The sequence below is a fragment of the Emticicia sp. MM genome (assembly GCF_001649495.1).
The window spans coordinates 23,536-42,222 of sequence record NZ_LXHX01000078.1; the positions used below are offsets into that span (position 1 = coordinate 23,536).

An 18,687-nucleotide genomic window follows, 5' to 3' on the forward strand; every position below is an offset into this window, starting at 1 on the left:
CTATCTAAAGTCTATCAAAACTCTGCACTCTTAGGCGTACGAGGGAAAGGAATCACGTCACGGATGTTGGTCATGCCCGTTACGAACAATACCAAACGCTCGAAACCAAGCCCGAAACCTGAGTGCGGAGCCGAACCAAATTTACGAGTTTCGAGATACCACCAAATGTTTTCTGGGTCGATACCTACTTCTTTCGTGCGAGCTAATAATTTCTCGTAATCATCTTCACGTTGCGAACCACCGATAATTTCTCCAATACCTGGAAATAACACGTCCATTGCTCTAACTGTCTTTCCATCAGCATCTTGCTTCATGTAGAATGCTTTGATGTCTTTCGGGTAATTGGTCAAAATCACTGGTTTTTTGAAGTGTTTTTCAACCAAATAACGCTCATGTTCTGATTGCAAATCAATTCCCCACTCAACTGGATATTGGAATTTTTTCTCTTTATGAGGTTTTGAGCGAAGCAAAATTTCGATTGCTTCGGTGTATGTCAAACGCTCAAATTTATTATCAACCACAAACTTCAATTTCTCGAGCAAACTCAATTCGCTACGCTCATTTTGTGGCTTGCTTTTCTCTTCTTCTAAAAGACGTTTCTCTAAAAATGCTAAATCTTCTGCACAATTTTCGAGAGCATATTTGATAACTGTCTGAACAAAATCTTCTGCCAAAGCCATGTTGTCTTCCAATTCGTAGAAAGCAACTTCTGGCTCAATCATCCAAAACTCCGCTAAATGACGAGTAGTATTTGAGTTTTCAGCACGGAAGGTTGGCCCGAAAGTATAAATTTTCGATAATGCCAATGCTCCTAATTCACCTTCCAATTGCCCCGAAACCGTCAAACTTGTTTGGCGACCAAAGAAATCTTGGCTATAATCAATGCTTCCATCTTCGACTCTTGGCGGTTTTTCCATGTCGAAGTTAGTCACATGAAACATTTCGCCCGCACCTTCGGCATCAGAAGCCGTGATGATTGGTGTATGAAGATAGAAAAAACCGTTATCGTTATAATATTTATGCACCGCATAAGCCAAAGCATGACGAATGCGGAAAATTGCTCCAAAAGTATTCGTACGGAAACGTAAGTGAGCTTTTTCACGCAAAAACTCCATTGAGTGTTTCTTTGGCTGCATCGGGAATGTTTCGTCAGCAGTGCCATAAACTACAATTTTCTCTGCTTTTACTTCTACTGCTTGTCCAGAACCCATCGAAGCGATAAGTTTGCCAGTTACGGCCACACACGCACCCGTCGAAACCAACTTCAATGTTTCTTCATCTATTGCTCCACCTTCGGCAACTGCCTGAATATTATGTATCGTTGAGCCATCATTAATGGCAATAAAAGTTACGGCTGCTTGCCCACGTTTGGTACGTACCCAACCTTTCACGGTCACTTCTTGTTCGCTTGGCGATTGCTTCAGTAATTCCTTGATTTGCATAATTCTCTGTTATTCTTGAATTGAACTGCAAAAATAGGAATAAAACTTTTCTTAAATAAGTATTTGTGGAGCGAACATCCTGTTCGTCGAAAAATGACCTGAAAATCAAAGAAAAACTATACTTTTTTTTATAATTTAGTCACAGAAATACAATTATTGATATGGCGATTAAAGAAAAATATTTGAAAATTCCCGAAAAATTTGTCTATGAAATTATAGATGGGAAGACAATTTATTTTAAGGGTTACAAGAAAGCTAAAAATGATGAAGAAATTTGGGGCTGTACTGGATTACAGTCAACAATCACCACTTATATTTTAGAGGCGTTGTATTCTTTTTTCAGAAAATTAGAGTATCGAATTCATTCAAACCATCCAAGTTTACAAATAGACTTCAACAATATTCTAACTTGTGACATTTTAGTTTATGATAAAACTGTTTTAACTGCCGACAAAATAACCACAAAATATTCAAACGTCCCACCAAAATATGCCATTGAAGTGGATACAAATGCCGATTTGAGTGAAAGTAATTTTATAGATTACTTAACTCGGAAAACCGAAAAACTCTTTGAATTTGGCACGGAAAAAGTATTTTGGGTAATTACTGCATCTCAAAAAGTGATTGTTGCTCAACCTAATGAAGATTGGTATATCAGAAGTTGGGATAAAGACATTGAACTTTTTGATGGAATAAATATTAATATCGGTAAATATCTTGATGAAGAAGGAATTAAAGTTTCGTAAATAAAATGCCTTGAAAATCACTTCTCAAGGCATTTTATTTGGGTCAGACCTGCGGTGCAGACCTTTCTATACTCGTTCAAAAATCGTTGCGATTCCCATTCCGCCACCAATGCAGAGCGTTACGAGTCCCGTTGATTTGTTTGAGCGTTCGAGTTCGTCGATTAAAGTACTTGATAAAATTGCTCCCGTTGCACCTAGCGGATGCCCCAAAGCAATAGCTCCACCATTGACATTTACCTTTGAGTGGTCAACGCCAAAATGCTCCATAAATAGCATCGGAACGGCCGCAAATGCTTCATTTACTTCAAATAAATCAATATCACCGATATTCATGCCTGCTTTTTTCAAAATCTTTTCGGTAGCAGGTACTGGGCCAGTGAGCATGATTGTTGGCTCCGAACCCACAATCGCAAATGCCTTAATTTTAGCACGAGGTTTTAGTCCGAGTTTGTCGCCAGTTGCTTTATTTCCAATCAACAAAGCCCCTGCTCCATCAGTCAATTGCGACGAATTTCCCGCATGATGCACATGGTTGATACTTACTAAATCGTTGTATTTCAATAAAGCCAAAGCATCAAGCCCCATGCCACCCATCATTTCGAAAGCTGGTTTTAATTTACCCAACGATTCGAGCGTTGTTTCTGGACGGATACCTTCGTCACGGTCAAGAACTGTTAAACCTATTTCATCTTTAACTGGCACAATTGATTTATAAAGGCTACCCGCTTGGGCTGCTACGGCACGTCGCACCGATTCTACGGCAAACGTATCAACATCATTGCGTGAATAACCATATTTCGTGGCAATCAAATCAGCAGAAATTCCTTGCGGAACAATTTTATGCTGAGAAATTATCTGAGGATTCATCATCAACGCTCCACCATCCGAACCCATCGGCACTCTCGACATTGACTCCACCCCACCAGCTACCAACATATCTACTTGCCCCGACATCACATAAGCTGCTGCCATATTGATAGCTTCCAAACCCGACGAGCAAAAACGATTGACTTGCACACCCGCCACGCTTTGGGCATAACCAGCCGCCAAAACTGCCGTACGAGCAATGTCTGCCCCTTGCTCACCAATTGGCGAAACGCAACCCATAATTACATCGTCGATATAACTTGTATCGAGGTCGTGGCGGTCTTTAATGGCCTTCAAAACCGTTGCGAGAAGGTCAACTGGTTGAATTTCGTGCAAAGAACCGTCCGATTTTCCACGTCCACGAGGCGTGCGAACGGCATCATAAATATATGCTTCCATTTGTAAGATTTAATATACTGGTGAATAGAAAATAGTATGCAAGCATACTTTATCTGACAAAACTAATCAATAGTTTGGTTTGATGCAAATGCTGAAAAAGCTAATTTTACAGGAAATAGTGTGAATGTTCTCAAGTCGAATAAAGAAATAATAAAGGTCAAATTTTGCATCATATTCTATATTAAAATATGCTTTCGCTTTATCGTAATGCTTTTGGTGGTTTATCTCGGCAAGTTTGGTTATTGGCATTGGTGATGCTCATTAATCGAAGTGGCGGAATGGTTGTGGCCTTTTTAACCCTCTATCTAACTCAAAAACTGGGTTTTAGCATTACTGATGCAGGTTTTGTGATGGTAATATTTGGTGTTGGTTCCATCTGCGGGACTTTTCTCGGGGGAAAACTGACCGACTTAATTGGTTATTTTCCAGTACAATTATTTAGTTTATTGTTGGGCGGAATCATGTTTTTATTGCTTTCTCAAACCCAAAACTATTATATTATTTGTACGTTGGTTTTCTTTTTGAGTGCTTTTGGTGAAGCCTATCGCCCCGCCAATACTGCTTCGATTGCTGATTTCAGTACACCTGAAACTTTCACTCGCTCGGTTTCTCTGATTCGTTTAGCCATAAATATTGGTTGGTCGATTGGGCCTGCCATTGGAGGTTTTTTGGCTTCAAGAGATTATACTTTATTGTTTTGGGCTGATGGACTAACGAATATCGGAGCGGCAACTTTAGTATTTTTCTTTTTGAGAAGTTCTCGTCAGAAAAGGGCTGATATTAAGGCAAATAAAGTAGAAATAGACCCAAAAGATTCAGCTTATCGTGACCGAAAATATTGGATTTTCTTGCTACTCACGACGATGTATGCGGTTGCATTTTTCCAACTTTTCACGATTGGACCAGTTTTCTACAAACAAGTTTGTGCGTTAACAGAAATACAAATTGGTTATATTTTAGGGCTAAATGGACTGATTGTTGCCTTGATTGAGATGATATTGATTTATAAAATTGAAGGAAAGTTCGAGAAGCTTTATTTGATAAGTTTTGGGGCAAGTCTGGTGGTTGTCAATTATATAATTTTCTTGTTTTCACATAGCTACGTTTGGCTGATTATCGGAATTTTGTTTGCTACTTTCTCCGAAATCTTCGCCATGCCATTTATGAACGCCTTTAGTATCGAACGCTCAAAACCTCATAATCGTGGGCAGTATTCGGCTTTACATTCCATGACCTGGTCGATTGCTCAAATTTCTGCTCCGTTGGTTGGTACTCAGACTATTGCACACTTTGGTTTTGATGCTCTTTGGTATATTTTGGGGTCGTTTGGGGTTATCTCGGCAGTGGGTTTTGTTTGGTTGAAGACCGTAAAGAATTAATCGTTCTGAAAAATACTTAGTTTTTCTTCTTAAAAATACCTCTTGGGTCTTCTTTTTTTGCCAAAAGTCCTTCGAGAATCTCAATGCTGGCATTGTCGGGGTCGAGTTCGTATCCTTGATGAAAACGCTCCCACGCTTCGTCAATTTCTTCGTTGAGAAGTTTTGCCAAAGACATTTGCATAAGTGCATTGGCCGATTCTGGTTGCTTCGTAAGTGCTTTTGTGAGTAGCTCAAACGCCTTTCTTAAATCTTCTTTTTCGGCATCAACCGTAAAGCATTTAATATGAACAGTAGCGAGGTCAACAATGAGTGTTACATTATCATCATCTTCAATTTCAAGCCCACGATTCATTAAATCAATGGCTTGAGCGTACTTTTCATTTTGATAGGCAATTACCCCTAAACCCCAGTAAACATCAGAATTTTCATCGTCAAGTAAATATGCTAAATTGAAGCGATACGTTGCCGTATCTTTTTCTCCTTCACCCAAATATTCCCATGCACGAGTTGCAAAAAACTCACTGGCTTCGCTACGGGTTTTGAAATTCAAATCACAAGCTTTCAAAAACTCTTCATCAACTGCTTTTTGGGCATCGGTTTTCTCGAATTCTCCAAAAAGTGGCAAAAGATGAATATTTACTCCTTTTGGAGCAAGTTTCTTTTTAACTACTTGTGTTTGGGTATCCTGTGGAGGCACAAACGACTTCGTATTTGAAGAGTTTGATTGAACTTTGCTTGGCGTTGAATAGCTATTAAGATTGGCACTCTGCGAGCGAAAAACAGCTTGTTGGGCTATTATATCGGCAGAAACGAAAATACACAAACTCGATAATAATAAAAATCTCATTAGCAATTTTTGACAGATACATCACAGATATAACGACATCTGTTGTAAATTTATTAGCTTTTCTCTTAAAATTTAACAGGATTTGAAAAGTTTTTTTGAGCGAAAATGCTTAATTCTTTTCAAATACTTTCTTACTGAATTTTATAAACGAATGATTCCTAATATTGTTTACAAAAACAATGCCCGATAAGATTTTATATATCGAGCATTTGTAATTTATCTCTTAGAACCTTTATTGCTTTTTGAGAAACCATATTTTTTACCACTCGAAGACGAACTTTTTGGAGAAGAACCTCTCCCACTTTTACCCGAACTCATGTTTTTTTTCTTAGCCGCTGCTGCTTTTGGATTCTTCTTTTCGTGGAAAGCTCCTTTAAAATTCGGATCCTCTTTTTTGCGTTGATTATCAATTTCGAGCAACATTGCTTGGTTTTCATCAAATGGTGTCGGAGCGATTTCAACATCGAGAGGAATCAACTCACGAGGAATCTCCATACGAATGATTTTCTCAATTTTCTTGATGTGATACTCTTCGGGAGGAGTCAAAAACGTAATGGCTTCACCCACATTATTTGCTCGCCCCGTACGGCCAATACGATGCACATAATCTTCGTAGATTAACGGCACATCAAAATTGATTACGTGTGTAACATGCTCAATATCAATGCCTCTTGCTGCTACATCGGTAGCCACTAAAACCTTTACGGCATCTTCTCGAAACGCATCCATTGAGTTTATACGAGTATTTTGCCCTTTGTTGGCATGTATCACTCGAATCTCTCCTTTCGGAACAACCGAGCCTTTGAGAGCCTCGAAAACTTTATCAGCAATATCTTTTGAGCGAGTAAAAATAATCGTTTTTTGTATTTCACCAGTCTTGAAAAGATACTCCAAAATATTGATTTTGGTTTGCATATTTGGTACTGTGAACATTCGTTGCTTGATGGTTTCGGCAGTTGTTGCTTGTGGCGATACCTCTACTCTGGTCGGAAATTCTAAGAATTCATACGAAAACCTTTCTACTTTTTCGGGAAAAGTAGCCGAAAACAGCAAGTTTTGCCGTTTTGTAGGAATAACCTCCAAAATACTTCGAATCTGTGGCATAAAACCCATATCCATCATTTTATCGGCTTCGTCCAGAATCATAATTTTGATGTCTTTTACTCCAATATCACCACGCAAATACAAATCCATGAATCGGCCAGGGGTCGAAACGATGATGTCAACGCCCGCTTGAATGGCTTCGATTTGAGTTTTAGGGCCAAGACCGCCATAGAGTGCGACATGACGAATATCGGTATATTTTGCAAGTTCGCCTACTGCTTTATCAATCTGAATCACCAACTCACGAGTGGGTGCGAAAATCAAGCAGCGAGGTAATTTGCCTTGTGCATATTTTACTTTCATCAAAATTGGCAAAAGATATGCAGCTGTTTTGCCTGTACCCGTTTGAGCGATTCCTAAAACATCATGCCCTTGTAACGTTAAGGGGATAGTTTTCTGCTGAATCGGTGTAGGTATGGTATAACCAGCGTCTGCTACTGCATTCAATAACTGACGATTAAGCTCAAATTGCTCAAATGTATTTTCTATTTCTTCCATAAACCCCATCCAACCCTCCTCATGAGAGGGCCTATTTACAATTTAATTGGTAATTTTTAATTCTTTAAATGTCCCTTCTATACTTTCATCAAAGCCAGAAGTATATTTTGCCCAAAATCGAATTTTTGTAACTCTCTGATTATCAACACGTTTATTTAAGAAAAAGTTACAGGCTTCGGCTTGTGTGGTTACTTTTTGATTGATAAATACACCTCCACGCAAGATTTTATCTATTACTCGGAAATTTTCTTGGCGACCGTTTTCGTAAGTGACCAAACAATATAAATAAGGCGGTTGGAAAAATAACCTCGCCAGTTTTCCTTTTATACTATAATTGATTTTTGCAGAAAAACGAATCGGATTCGCTGATTTTGGTAACTGAATATCTTCGCTTAGTTTAAATTTAATAGTTGATAAGTCGTTATATGTCAGACCTTTAAGTACCTTATTTCTCTGGAATAGATAAAACGTATCTTGCTGAATTATGGTTGTATCGGTCAGTGTGTAATTTCTTAAAAGAGCTTCGCTTAAATCGGTTTCTACCCAAAATGGATTTTGCTCTCGAAATGCTTCGGTGCGAAACAACACAAATTCAGGAGCTGTTGCTGAAAGATATTTCTCGCCATTTTTTTTCATCAACCAATCACTATTAGCTTGATAAGATTGTATGATTGGTCGTGGATTATAATTTAGTTGATTGAAATAAATGTGTGAAATCTGGTGCGGAACAATATCAATACTGGCATCTTCTACTTTAGCCAATAAGTCTTTTGGTAACTTAACTGGAGAGTTTTTAAAATTATCATTGTATTCGTAAGTAACCAATCTTTTTAGGTAATTCACAGGATTTTTCTGTTCCAAAATTTCAAATAAATCTTTTCCTGAAAAACCTTTCTCTGAAATTTTCTTGGAAATACTCGTTGGCGGATAAGTCAGCAAATAACCTTTGAGTGTCTTTTCTCCAATATAAAAACGAATCAACTGAGTAGCTAATAATTGTAGGCACAAAACAGCTAAGAACATTCGCCCAGCCCCAATTTTATACGAATTTTCGGTAAATAAATAAATCAAAGCGGCCAACGGAGGCATCAATAAGAAAAAACCGAAAATATTATAAGCACCAACGGCCGTATGGGCTTGTTTGAAACCCAAAAACCAAGCAAGGGCAATGAGCAAATATAAGTAAACACCCTCGAAATTTTTCTGAAAAATAGACCGAAATGACTTGAAGATAAAAGCTAAAACCACCAACACAATCAATGCTTCGAAAAACAGTAAAGAAAGCAATTCTTTGGTACTCAGAAGCATGGCAGCCATTGCGTCTTGGTAAGCATCAATAATTTTTAGACTGGCTTCAAGATACGCTGGAATATCTACGTGCAAAATAAACGAAAGTGCATAAGTCAATACAATTTGGGCAACCCAACAAACAATGACTGTACGGAATGTAAAAGCTTTAATCAACCAAAAATATAGCAACGAAGCCGCAAAAAGACCATAAACGATAATACTTAGATTGACTTTTATGTAGAAAATGAGTACTGAAATTAGAACTACTAACAATAAAGCAACCGAATTACGAGTGCGAAGTGCATAAAGCAACCAAAACAAAAAGAAATAGAAAAAAGTAAATGAAGTATCAGAAATAAAGCCCCATGGCATTAAAATCAACAACGATGCAACTGCCACAATCCACCAATTTTTACCTGCCTTCTGAAAACAATATTTAATGATAATAATGTAATTGAGTAGCGTAAAAACTTCGGCTGCAACCAACACCCAGATCGGGACACTTTTGGGTAGAAGTCCAGTATTGAGATAACCCAATGGGCCGTAATTAAATATAAAATCACGCCCAAAAACAAAGCCTTTATCAATCGCCATCACGAGCGACTCGTGCCATGAAGCATCAATATTGAACCCCGCATAACCCGCTGGCAACGATAATGAGAAATAAATAATACAAAATAAAAGTAGAAATAAAGTCTGCCGATTAAAGAAGTTTGTCGGTACTGATTGCATTGATTATAATAAATAAGACGTGAGACAATAGACACGAGATATGAGAAAAGGCATTCTTCTTTTGTCTATTGTCTAATATCTTTTGTCTAAATATCTGCAAAAATAGCTTAAATAACCGCCAAAAACTGGCTTTTGAAGATAAATATTTCTAATTCAGCCGTGGGTCGGTTGGGTAATTTGATAAAACTTTGTATTGTCCACCCATGCGTTTCAGTACTTCACGCCAAAAACTTTTGCTTGGTGTTTCAAAAATCAAACTGGCATCGGTATCTGATACTATCCAAGAATTTTGTTTTAGTTCACCTTCTAATTGCCCACCCGACCAGCCCGAATAGCCAATAAAAAGTCGAATATCATTTTCAGCGATTTTGCCAATATTCACCAAAGTCTTTACTTGGTCGAAGTCACCCGACCAAAAAATACCATTACCGATATCAATCGCTCCTTCAATTTCATTGCCTAATCGATGAATAAAATGTAAAGTATTCTGCTCAACTGGACCGCCCAAATAAAGGGGCAGATCGCCATAAACATTTTCCATTACATCATCCAATTTTAGATTTGTCAACTGATTAAGTACCAAACCAAAAGCTCCTTGCTCATTATATTCGCAGAGCAACACTACACTTCGCTCGAAGTTTTTATCGCCCAAGAATGGTTCTGCTATTAATATTTTTCCTTTCGACAATTCCATAGAAACGCTAAATTTTTGAGCAAAATAGTGGATAATTATCAAATATTCTACAAAAAACAAAGGTTGCTCACAAAAATTGTAAGCAACCTTTTGATATTTTAGTAGGATGGTATTCGGTATGAATATTACTTCTTCAAAATCATTTTTTGAGTCAATGGCTTATTACCCACTCTTTGTACACGTACTGCTAATTCAGTAGCTGGAAGATTTTCTGGTAGTTGATACGCTCTGCGTAAATCTTTTACTAAACCTTCTTTATGCATGATTGTTGAGCCATCTTGATTTGTTACATCTACGGTGATTTGCTCATTTTCGTTCATTCCACCTAATTTCAAGAAATATTCTCCCTCAGTTGGGTTAGGATAAACACCAATCTCAGCTTTAATATTACGGCTTCTTGCAAGTGTAAATAAAGTACCACTTGACAAATCAGTTGAGGCTGAAAGCTTTGAATCTTCCAAAACATCCCAAGTACCTCTTTTCAAATAAGCTACATCTTCTAAGCCAAATTGACTATTTACAGAAACTTGTGCCGAAGCTTTCACTGATTCTGATTTCAAAGTCCAGTATTCATTTTCATTAATTGTCTCAACATTTTCTGAAACTTGACCAGAAATATTCAATGGGCTTTTGTATAAATATGTTGCAGAAAGTGTTTGATTTTCTGAACTGCGAGCAACTTTAAAAGAACGGAAGTTAGTACCATCGCCCAACGGGAATTCAAAAGCTTCACTACCTTCTTTTTTTACTACACCTCTTACGTGTGAGAAATCAGAAGCACCATTATGTTTTGCATCTACTGAAAATACTAATGGGTTTATTGATGAAGATTCAATTACGCCACGACGAAATGAAATAGTTTCATTTATACGAAGTGGAGTTTCGAGTTTCACATCATTATCCAACATTAGTTGGCCGAATGAAAGCTCGTTTTTACTTTTAATAAGTTGAGTTCCGTTACCATCAAAAACGGCTACACCTGTTGATTGAACCGAGCTAAGGTTTTCTAAGTTTTTTTGGAAATGGACTCTACCGTTATTAGTAATTTTGCCTTCATTTACTACATCGGTATTGAAGCTCACAACTGCACCCTCGCTTACGTAGAAGTCTGTGCTATTGACAAACTGTGCATTAACATGGCCAGCCAATAAGCAGACGCCAAGTAAGTAGATGATTTTTTTCATATATTAATACGTTTATCTTGTTTTCCTGATATAAAGGTAAATACTTGTTTTAATAAGAAAAAACTTTCTTATTAAATTTTATTTAATGGTCAACAACGTCTTAATGAGTGGTTGTTGGGGATTTTATTAAGAATTTTCCGATGCTTTCTATAATAAAACTAAGCAATTATCATTCCATACACAGGCATTTGGCTATAATTCTGTTGAATAATAGCCTTTATAAACAATATTTTTTATTTAACGGTAAATAAAAAATTGGCATGTGATTGTTAGGAAGATTGAGCGGTTTTTGAAAACGCTTAATACAATTTTACTCGATTTACCAAAAACGCCCAAACAAGAGCTAAAATTGCCACTATTGAAAATGCAAAAGGAAGACTTACGCTTTTTGAGATAAATCCAATCAAAACTGGACCCGCCAAAAAACCTCCCATGCTGAAAGTATTCATGGTGGCTAAACCTGCACCTTTGGCCATCCCTGGCACACGAGCCGCACTACCATATAATATAGGAGCTCCGCAAGATACACCCGCACCTACGAGCGTAAAACCCAAAATGGCCGTGATGGTGTAAGGAAAGATAACGGCCAACGTAATTCCCAAAGCGGCGATGATTCCACCTGTGCGAAGAACAGCATTACCTCCAAAACGAGGAATGAGAGCATCGCCCACGAAACGCCCCAACGACATAAACATTGAATAACCAGCCAAACCCCAACCAATGAAATAATCATCGGTCTGAACGATATCTCGCATATAAACAGCAGTCCAGTCAGCCATTGTGCCTTCGGTTACATTAGTGCATAGGCTTATCAGAATCATTAATAGTAAAGCTCCTTTTGGGAGAATAAATTTTGCTTGACCACTTTCTTCTTCAGTAATTTTTTCTTCGTGAATACCTAAAATTGTTGGTCGGAGTAACAGAACCAAAGCCGTAATCACGCCAGCGATGACCGCCATCTGCAAAACTGGCTCGATTTTCATTCCAAGCAAAATACTGGCGGCAATTGAACCAAACATCAGCCCAGCACTGAACATTCCGTGGCAAGTTGACATAATATTGATGCCATATTGATGCTCAAGGCTCGTTACGCAAGTGTTCATGGCCACATTTGTAACCGAAAGACACATTCCTACAATTATAAGACTAAAAGAAGTAAGAGGCAACCAACTTGCACCAACTGGACAAACGAATGTCGTAGCCAGTAAAATCAGCCCAATAATAGTTGTATTGAGCATTCCGAAGCGATTGATGAAGAAAGTCGAAAACGGGTTCATGGCCGTTGCTCCGATAGGAAAACTTAGCAGTAGTAAACCAAGTTGGGCATCGTTTAAGTCAAATTTTTGTTTGATATAGGGAATTAAAGTTGCCCAATTCCCAAATAAAAAACCCACCGAAATAAAGACCATACCAATGGCCAAACCCTGTCGATGGGTAAAAAAAGTACGTAAGTGAGTAAGCATTATAAACAATATAGTAGCACAAGTTTCTAACTTGTCAGTTGAAGCGATTATATTAATGGAGTTCTTTTTGGCTGTTAAAATATGGCACGCTGATGAAACCGATATTTCATAACGCTGATTTCCACAGATTTTTGTTTAATCTGCGGAAATCATAAACAAACAATCTATAAAATCTATCCTATGATTTCTTTGATTTTCTGATAGGTAAGTCCTTCGTAGTTAGTGATGTAATCATCGCAAACTGGCAATTCTTCCTTTTTATATGTCGAAAGTACTCCCACAACTTTTGCACCTGCGGCTTTTCCTGCGGTTACTCCTGAGAATGAATCTTCAAAAACTACGCACCTTTCGGGCGAAATATCTAAGTTTGAGGCCGATTTTAGGTAAACTTCTGGATTTGGTTTGTGTGTACTTACGTCTTCGCTGGCGAGTAATGACTGCATTTTATCTCGTAAAGGCAATTTACTCAGAATCATTTCCATATTTAAGTAAGGAGCAGAAGTTGCGATGCCCGTTTTAACGCCATTGGCTTTTAGGTCTTCGATAAACTCAATTAAACCAGCAATTGGCTTTACATGAGCTTCGTAGATTTCACGAAAAAGAGCTTCTTTCTCAAACTCCATACGGTCGAATTCTTCGCCAACGATTTCTCTTTTAAAAAAATGTTTCAGAATATAGCTATTGCTTTTGCCATACATGTGAGCAATAAATTCCTCTTCACTTGATGCGATTCCGTGTTTATCAAGATATGCTTTCCAAGCAAGTGAGTGATAAGGGTTTGTGTCGCAGATGACACCGTCCATATCAAAAATAACTGCGAAAGATGTTTCCAATTTTCTTTGGGGAGGTTTAAGTTTTATTTTGCAAAAATACGGTATTTCGGAGCGTATTTTTATCTTTTGATTTGCTAAAAATAGTACTGGATTGATAAATGTTGATTGAAAGTCCTTATTTTTGCTTTAAATTGCCATCATTCACATTCCGATAAACAACCTTCCGATGCCCCTTACATTCAACAAAAAGCTACTTCTTGTCTTGCTTTTTACAATAATCTGTTTTGATATTTTGGCTCAAATAAGTGTTAGCTTTCCTACTAATAGAATTGTTTTTCAGCGAAACAACGACAATATAGGTTTTGTGAATATTATTGGTAATTATTCGGAAGATATTGATAAAATCGAGGCAAAGCTTACTCCAATCGTAGCAGGGCAAGGTGTAGAGACTGACTGGACATTAGTACAGGATAAACCAAAAGCAGGGTATTTTGCAGGAAAAATACAAGGACAAGGCGGTTGGTATAGACTTGATATTAGGGCTATTAAAAACAATAACACAATCAAAACAATAAGTATTGAAAAAGTAGGAATTGGCGAGGTTTTTATCGCTCTGGGGCAATCAAACGCCCAAGGAATACCCAATTATGGAGCAAAAGGAGCAACAGATGATAGAGTAAATGCCATTAATTTTCAGAATAGTAATGTTTTAGATCCACTGCCAGAAAATCTTAATTTTGTACAATTGAGCGATAACGTAAATGTAGCTCCTCAGGGCGATGGACCTTGGTGTTATGGTGAATTGGGCGATAGGCTCGTACGGAGACTAAATGTGCCAGTGGCGTTTTTTAATGAAGGACTTTTGCTGGTTTCGGTCATTAATTGGAGAGAAAGTGCCGAAGGGAAACCAACTTTCAATTTTGTTTTGGATGTTGGCGGCCGTTTTCAGTTACCGAACGGCTTGCCTTATGTCAACCTCAAAAATACACTACAGTATTATGGTGCTTTAATGGGCGTTAGGTCGCTGCTTTGGATTCAAGGCGAAACCGATAATTCGCCAAATAGGCTTTCGGCTGATGCTTATTCTACTAATCTTCAACGTGTGATTGATATTTCAAGAAATGATTTCGACGAAAACCTTACCTGGATGGTAGCTCGAACTTCGGTTACATACTTAGCTCCATCGAACCCTGAAGTCATTGGCGGACAAAATCGAGTAATCAATACAGCGGGGAATAATGTTTTTGCGGGGCCATTCACTGATAATCTGCAAATTCCACGCATTGATAATGTGCATTTTCAGAATGTTCCTGGTAATATGGGAATTTCGCTTTTAGCCGAAAACTGGGATAAATCACTGGACGATAATTTTTTCAGAAATTCCCGACCAATTTTGGCAAAATCAATCATCGAACCCGAAATCAACTGCGATGCAAACAATCGAGTAAGCATCAAACTACCTGAAGGATTAAGAAGCTACGAATGGTCGAATAATGCCAAAACAAATCAAATTACGGTCGATAAAGGCACTTTTTCGGTAGCGGTAAAAGACCTTAGAGGCAATAAATTACTCGTTCCGAGTATCAATACCAACTTGATTTATCCTTCACAAAAACCAGTAATTACGGCCGATAAAAGTCTGGAATTTTGCACTGATGGCTCCAACAAAGTTGAACTAACAGCTAATATTTCGGGGGCAAAGTCATACATTTGGAGTTCGGGAGAAAGTACACAGAAAATATCAGTCGGTAATACTGGTGAGTTTACAGTAAGGACAAAAAATGATTTTGGTTGCGTTTCGGAGGTTTCAGACAAAGTATCTGTGAAAGCAAATCCGCTTCCTTTACAACCTAAAATCACGGTCTCGCCAGCCAGTAGCGTTTGTGAAGGTGAAAGTATTACACTTTCAACAGATATAACTCAAAATATCTTTTGGAGCGATAATAGCACTTCACCAAATATAAAGTTAAGCCGTATTGGAGTTTATGAATTATCAGCAAAAACAAAGAGCGATGCAGGATGCTTCTCAACCGTTTCTGATAAAGTTTTAGTTGAGATAAAACCGACTCCCGCTGCTCCAAAGGTTAATATTTTACCTGCAAATAATATATGCAGAGGCGATACCATCAAACTTTCGGTCGATAATAATAAAATACTTTGGAGTAATAATGATACTACCAAACTATTGAAATTAACAGAAATAGGTACTTACCAACTTTCTGTAAAGATAAATGATAATTTTGGTTGTGTTTCTCCATCAACAGTACTGCCAACTTTGAGTATAAACCCATCTCCCCAACAACCAACAATTGCCCAAACAGGTCTTTTTAACTTAACCACTTCGAGTTCAGATTTGACTACAAACGATCAGTTTGAATGGAAAAAAGATAAGGTAATTTTCTCAAGAACAACAACTCAGAATCTGAAAGTTTCTCAAGATGGAAATTATCAAGTTTCAACAATCAGAACTTATCAAGCACCTAATAATCAAACCATTAACTGTTCTTCTATTGCATCAAATGTGCTTGTTTTTAAAGCAGCAAATAGCCTTATTTCGGTATATCCTAACCCTGCCAGTGACCTAATATATATTGATACGAAAGAAAATATCAAGAACGTAGAAGTGAGTATCTATAATCTTTTAGGAAAACAAGTTTTAAAATTTAGAGCTAATGATACCTCCGAGCGAATAGAAACCGACTTAAAGAGCTTAGAAAAAGGTTCTTACATTATCAGAATCAAAGGTGATGGCATCGAAGATTCATCACGCTTAATTATCCAAAAATAACGAAACTATATTACCCCAAAATTGGTTAAATTAGTTCGAGCTATTCTTTAAAAACTGAATGAATAATACCCAAAATACACATCATACCGACGTCGAATCTCTTGACCCAAAGCAGTACATCATCATCAAGGGAGCAAAAGTAAATAATCTCAAAAATATTGATGTGGCAATTCCCCGCAACAAACTCGTAGTAGTCACGGGGCTTTCGGGAAGTGGCAAATCTTCTTTGGCATTCGATACACTCTTTGCCGAGGGGCAGCGTATGTATGTTGAAAGTTTGAGTTCGTATGCTCGTCAGTTTTTGGGTCGAATGGAAAAACCCGAAGTCGATTATATCAAGGGCGTCTCGCCAGCGATTGCCATCGAACAAAAAGTTGCTACTAAAAACCCTCGCTCAACGGTTGGTACAACTACCGAAATTTATGATTACTTAAAACTTCTCTTTGCCCGTGCGGGTATTACCTACTCGCCTGTTTCGGGGCAAGAAGTGCGAAAAGACACTGTAACCGATGTTGTAAATTTTATTCTTTCGCACGAAGAAGGCACACGAGTAATGGTTCTAACGCCTCTGAAAGTAAAAGAAGGCCGAAAAATAGAGAAAGAATTAGAGCTTTTACTTCAAAAAGGCTACACTCGTATTGTAGTGGATGGCGAAATAAAGCAAATCGAAGAATTACAAGAAGCCAAAACTAAGCTTTCGCCCGAACAAGATTTAGAAATTCTGATTGACCGAAACGTAGTAAAACACGATGATGAAGATACGCAATTTCGCTTCTCAGATTCGGTTCAAACTTCATTTTTTGAGGGAGAAGGCGAGTGTATTGTTGATATTATTACGACAAACGCCGAAACTGGCGAACGCCACACTATTCGCAGCAAATTTTCTGATAAATTTGAACTCGACGGAATAGCATTTGAGGAGCCAAGCGTAAATCTTTTTACTTTCAATAATCCTTACGGTGCTTGTAAACGCTGCGAAGGTTTTGGAAAAGTGTTGGGAATTGACCCAGAATTAGTCATTCCAGACAAAAATCTATCCGTTTTTGAAGGAGCTATTGCTCCGTGGCGAAGCGAACGCATGAGCGAATGGCTTGCTCCTTTGCTCAGAAATGGCATTCGTTTCGACTTTCCGATTCATCGCTCATACAAAGACTTAACTCCCGAACAACAACAATTACTTTGGACGGGTAACGAATATTTTCAAGGGCTTGATGCTTTCTTTGCTGACATCGAAAGCCAAGTACATAAAGTGCAATACCGTGTGATGCTTTCTCGCTACCGTGGCCGAACAGATTGTCCCGATTGCCGAGGTTCACGCCTACGCAAAGATGCTGGTTACGTAAAAATCGGTGGTGCATCAATCGTTGATTTGGTTTTGATGCCGATTTCGGATTTGGCAGTTTTCTTCAAAAATTTAGAATTGCCTGATTATCAGAAAGCCATTTCTAAAAGAATCTTGATAGAAATAAACAGCCGACTGGAATTTATGGAGCGAGTTGGGTTGGGATACTTAACCCTCAATCGTCTTGCTTCAAGTCTTTCGGGCGGAGAATTTCAGCGTATCAAATTGGCTACTTCCCTCGGGAGTTCGTTGGTTGGTTCGATGTACATTCTTGACGAACCAAGTATTGGCTTACACCCACGAGATACACAGCGTTTAGTAAGCGTTCTGGAATCCTTGCGAGATATGGGGAATACAGTGGTTGTGGTCGAACACGAAGAAGAAGTGATGCGTGCCGCCGACCAAATCATTGATATCGGCCCAAATGCTGGAAGACTGGGCGGTGAGTTGATTTTTCAAGGAAGTTGGGAGTCAATTATCAATTATCAATTATCAGTTATCAATTCAACCGTTTCCCACACCATCAATTTTCTTACAGGAATCGACCAAATTCCTGTACCTATTCAACGCCGAAAACCATCTGATTTTATTGAACTGAAAGGTGCAAGAGAAAACAACCTCAAAGAAGTAGATGTAAAATTTCCGTTAGGTGTCTTAACGGTTGTTACGGGCGTGAGTGGTTCGGGAAAATCGACTTTAGTTCGTAAAATTCTATTCCCAGCTATCGCTCGTTTGAAAGGTGAATACAGCGAAGAAGCTGGCAAATACGCTGGTTTGGTTGGCTCACTCGACCGCATCACACAGGTTGAAATGATTGACCAAAATCCGATTGGAAAATCATCTCGCTCAAACCCCGTTACCTATATCAAGGCTTATGATTATATTCGCCAAATGATGGCCGAACAACAACTTTCAAAAGCACGAGATTACAAACCAGCTTTCTTCTCATTCAACGTTGACGGTGGGCGTTGTGAAGCCTGTCAAGGTGAAGGTGAGCAAACCATCGAAATGCAATTTATGGCCGATGTACGTCTAAAATGCGAAAGTTGTGGCGGAAAACGCTTTAAACAGGAGATTTTGGAAGTAAAATATAATGAAAAAGATATTGCCGATATTTTGGCAATGACCGTTGACGAAGC

13 protein-coding genes are annotated in these 18,687 nt (G+C 38.2%); 4 read left to right on the top strand and 9 right to left on the bottom strand.

Annotated elements, in window-relative coordinates:
* Positions 1 to 14 precede the first annotated feature (14 nt).
* On the bottom strand, positions 15 to 1,442 hold the full coding sequence (gene asnS / locus A6M55_RS09615; protein ID WP_064197403.1) for an asparagine--tRNA ligase: 1,428 nt from the start codon (positions 1,440 to 1,442) through the stop codon (positions 15 to 17).
* Between the two features lie 161 nt (positions 1,443 to 1,603).
* Here asnS and A6M55_RS09620 point away from each other — a divergent pair, with 161 nt between their 5' ends.
* Positions 1,604 to 2,188, top strand: coding sequence for a hypothetical protein (locus A6M55_RS09620; protein WP_064197404.1), 585 nt, complete (start codon positions 1,604 to 1,606; stop codon positions 2,186 to 2,188).
* A 66-nt stretch (positions 2,189 to 2,254) separates the two neighbouring features.
* Here the strand turns inward: A6M55_RS09620 and A6M55_RS09625 are convergent, their stop codons facing one another.
* Positions 2,255 to 3,454, bottom strand: coding sequence for an acetyl-CoA C-acetyltransferase (locus tag A6M55_RS09625; protein ID WP_064197405.1), 1,200 nt, complete (start codon positions 3,452 to 3,454; stop codon positions 2,255 to 2,257).
* Positions 3,455 to 3,642: 188 nt separating this feature from the next.
* Here A6M55_RS09625 and A6M55_RS09630 point away from each other — a divergent pair, with 188 nt between their 5' ends.
* Positions 3,643 to 4,833 (top strand): MFS transporter, encoded by a 1,191-nt coding sequence (locus A6M55_RS09630; RefSeq protein ID WP_064197406.1) that lies wholly within the window; start codon positions 3,643 to 3,645, stop codon positions 4,831 to 4,833.
* Between the two features lie 16 nt (positions 4,834 to 4,849).
* Here A6M55_RS09630 and A6M55_RS09635 read toward each other — a convergent pair whose 3' ends face one another.
* From A6M55_RS09635 to A6M55_RS09665, 7 genes are all read right to left on the bottom strand, one after another.
* A complete protein-coding gene (locus A6M55_RS09635; protein ID WP_156511018.1) occupies positions 4,850 to 5,680 on the bottom strand; it encodes a hypothetical protein in 831 nt (276 codons plus the stop codon).
* 216 nt (positions 5,681 to 5,896) lie between these two features.
* Positions 5,897 to 7,282 (bottom strand): DEAD/DEAH box helicase, encoded by a 1,386-nt coding sequence (locus tag A6M55_RS09640; RefSeq protein WP_064197416.1) that lies wholly within the window; start codon positions 7,280 to 7,282, stop codon positions 5,897 to 5,899.
* A 42-nt stretch (positions 7,283 to 7,324) separates the two neighbouring features.
* Positions 7,325 to 9,304 carry a hypothetical protein gene (locus A6M55_RS09645; protein WP_156511019.1) on the bottom strand — a complete coding sequence of 660 codons (1,980 nt, stop codon included), beginning with the start codon at positions 9,302 to 9,304 and terminating at the stop codon, positions 7,325 to 7,327.
* Between the two features lie 148 nt (positions 9,305 to 9,452).
* Positions 9,453 to 9,998: a YqgE/AlgH family protein gene (locus tag A6M55_RS09650; RefSeq protein WP_064197408.1), complete on the bottom strand. Its 546-nt coding sequence runs from the start codon at positions 9,996 to 9,998 to the stop codon at positions 9,453 to 9,455.
* A 125-nt stretch (positions 9,999 to 10,123) separates the two neighbouring features.
* A complete protein-coding gene (locus A6M55_RS09655; protein WP_064197409.1) occupies positions 10,124 to 11,182 on the bottom strand; it encodes a hypothetical protein in 1,059 nt (352 codons plus the stop codon).
* A 299-nt stretch (positions 11,183 to 11,481) separates the two neighbouring features.
* The gene (locus A6M55_RS09660; protein ID WP_064197410.1) at positions 11,482 to 12,645 is read right to left on the bottom strand and encodes an MFS transporter; all 1,164 of its coding nucleotides are present in this window, start codon (positions 12,643 to 12,645) and stop codon (positions 11,482 to 11,484) included.
* A gap of 173 nt (positions 12,646 to 12,818) precedes the next feature.
* Positions 12,819 to 13,478 (bottom strand): HAD family phosphatase, encoded by a 660-nt coding sequence (locus A6M55_RS09665; RefSeq protein ID WP_082892975.1) that lies wholly within the window; start codon positions 13,476 to 13,478, stop codon positions 12,819 to 12,821.
* A 202-nt stretch (positions 13,479 to 13,680) separates the two neighbouring features.
* On the opposite strand from A6M55_RS09665, the gene A6M55_RS09670 reads away from it, so the two are divergent.
* Positions 13,681 to 16,206: a T9SS type A sorting domain-containing protein gene (locus A6M55_RS09670; protein ID WP_197491689.1), complete on the top strand. Its 2,526-nt coding sequence runs from the start codon at positions 13,681 to 13,683 to the stop codon at positions 16,204 to 16,206.
* Positions 16,207 to 16,264: 58 nt separating this feature from the next.
* Positions 16,265 to 18,687, top strand: a 2,423-nt coding sequence (gene uvrA / locus A6M55_RS09675) for an excinuclease ABC subunit UvrA (protein ID WP_064197412.1), incomplete at its 3' end; no start/stop codon positions are given.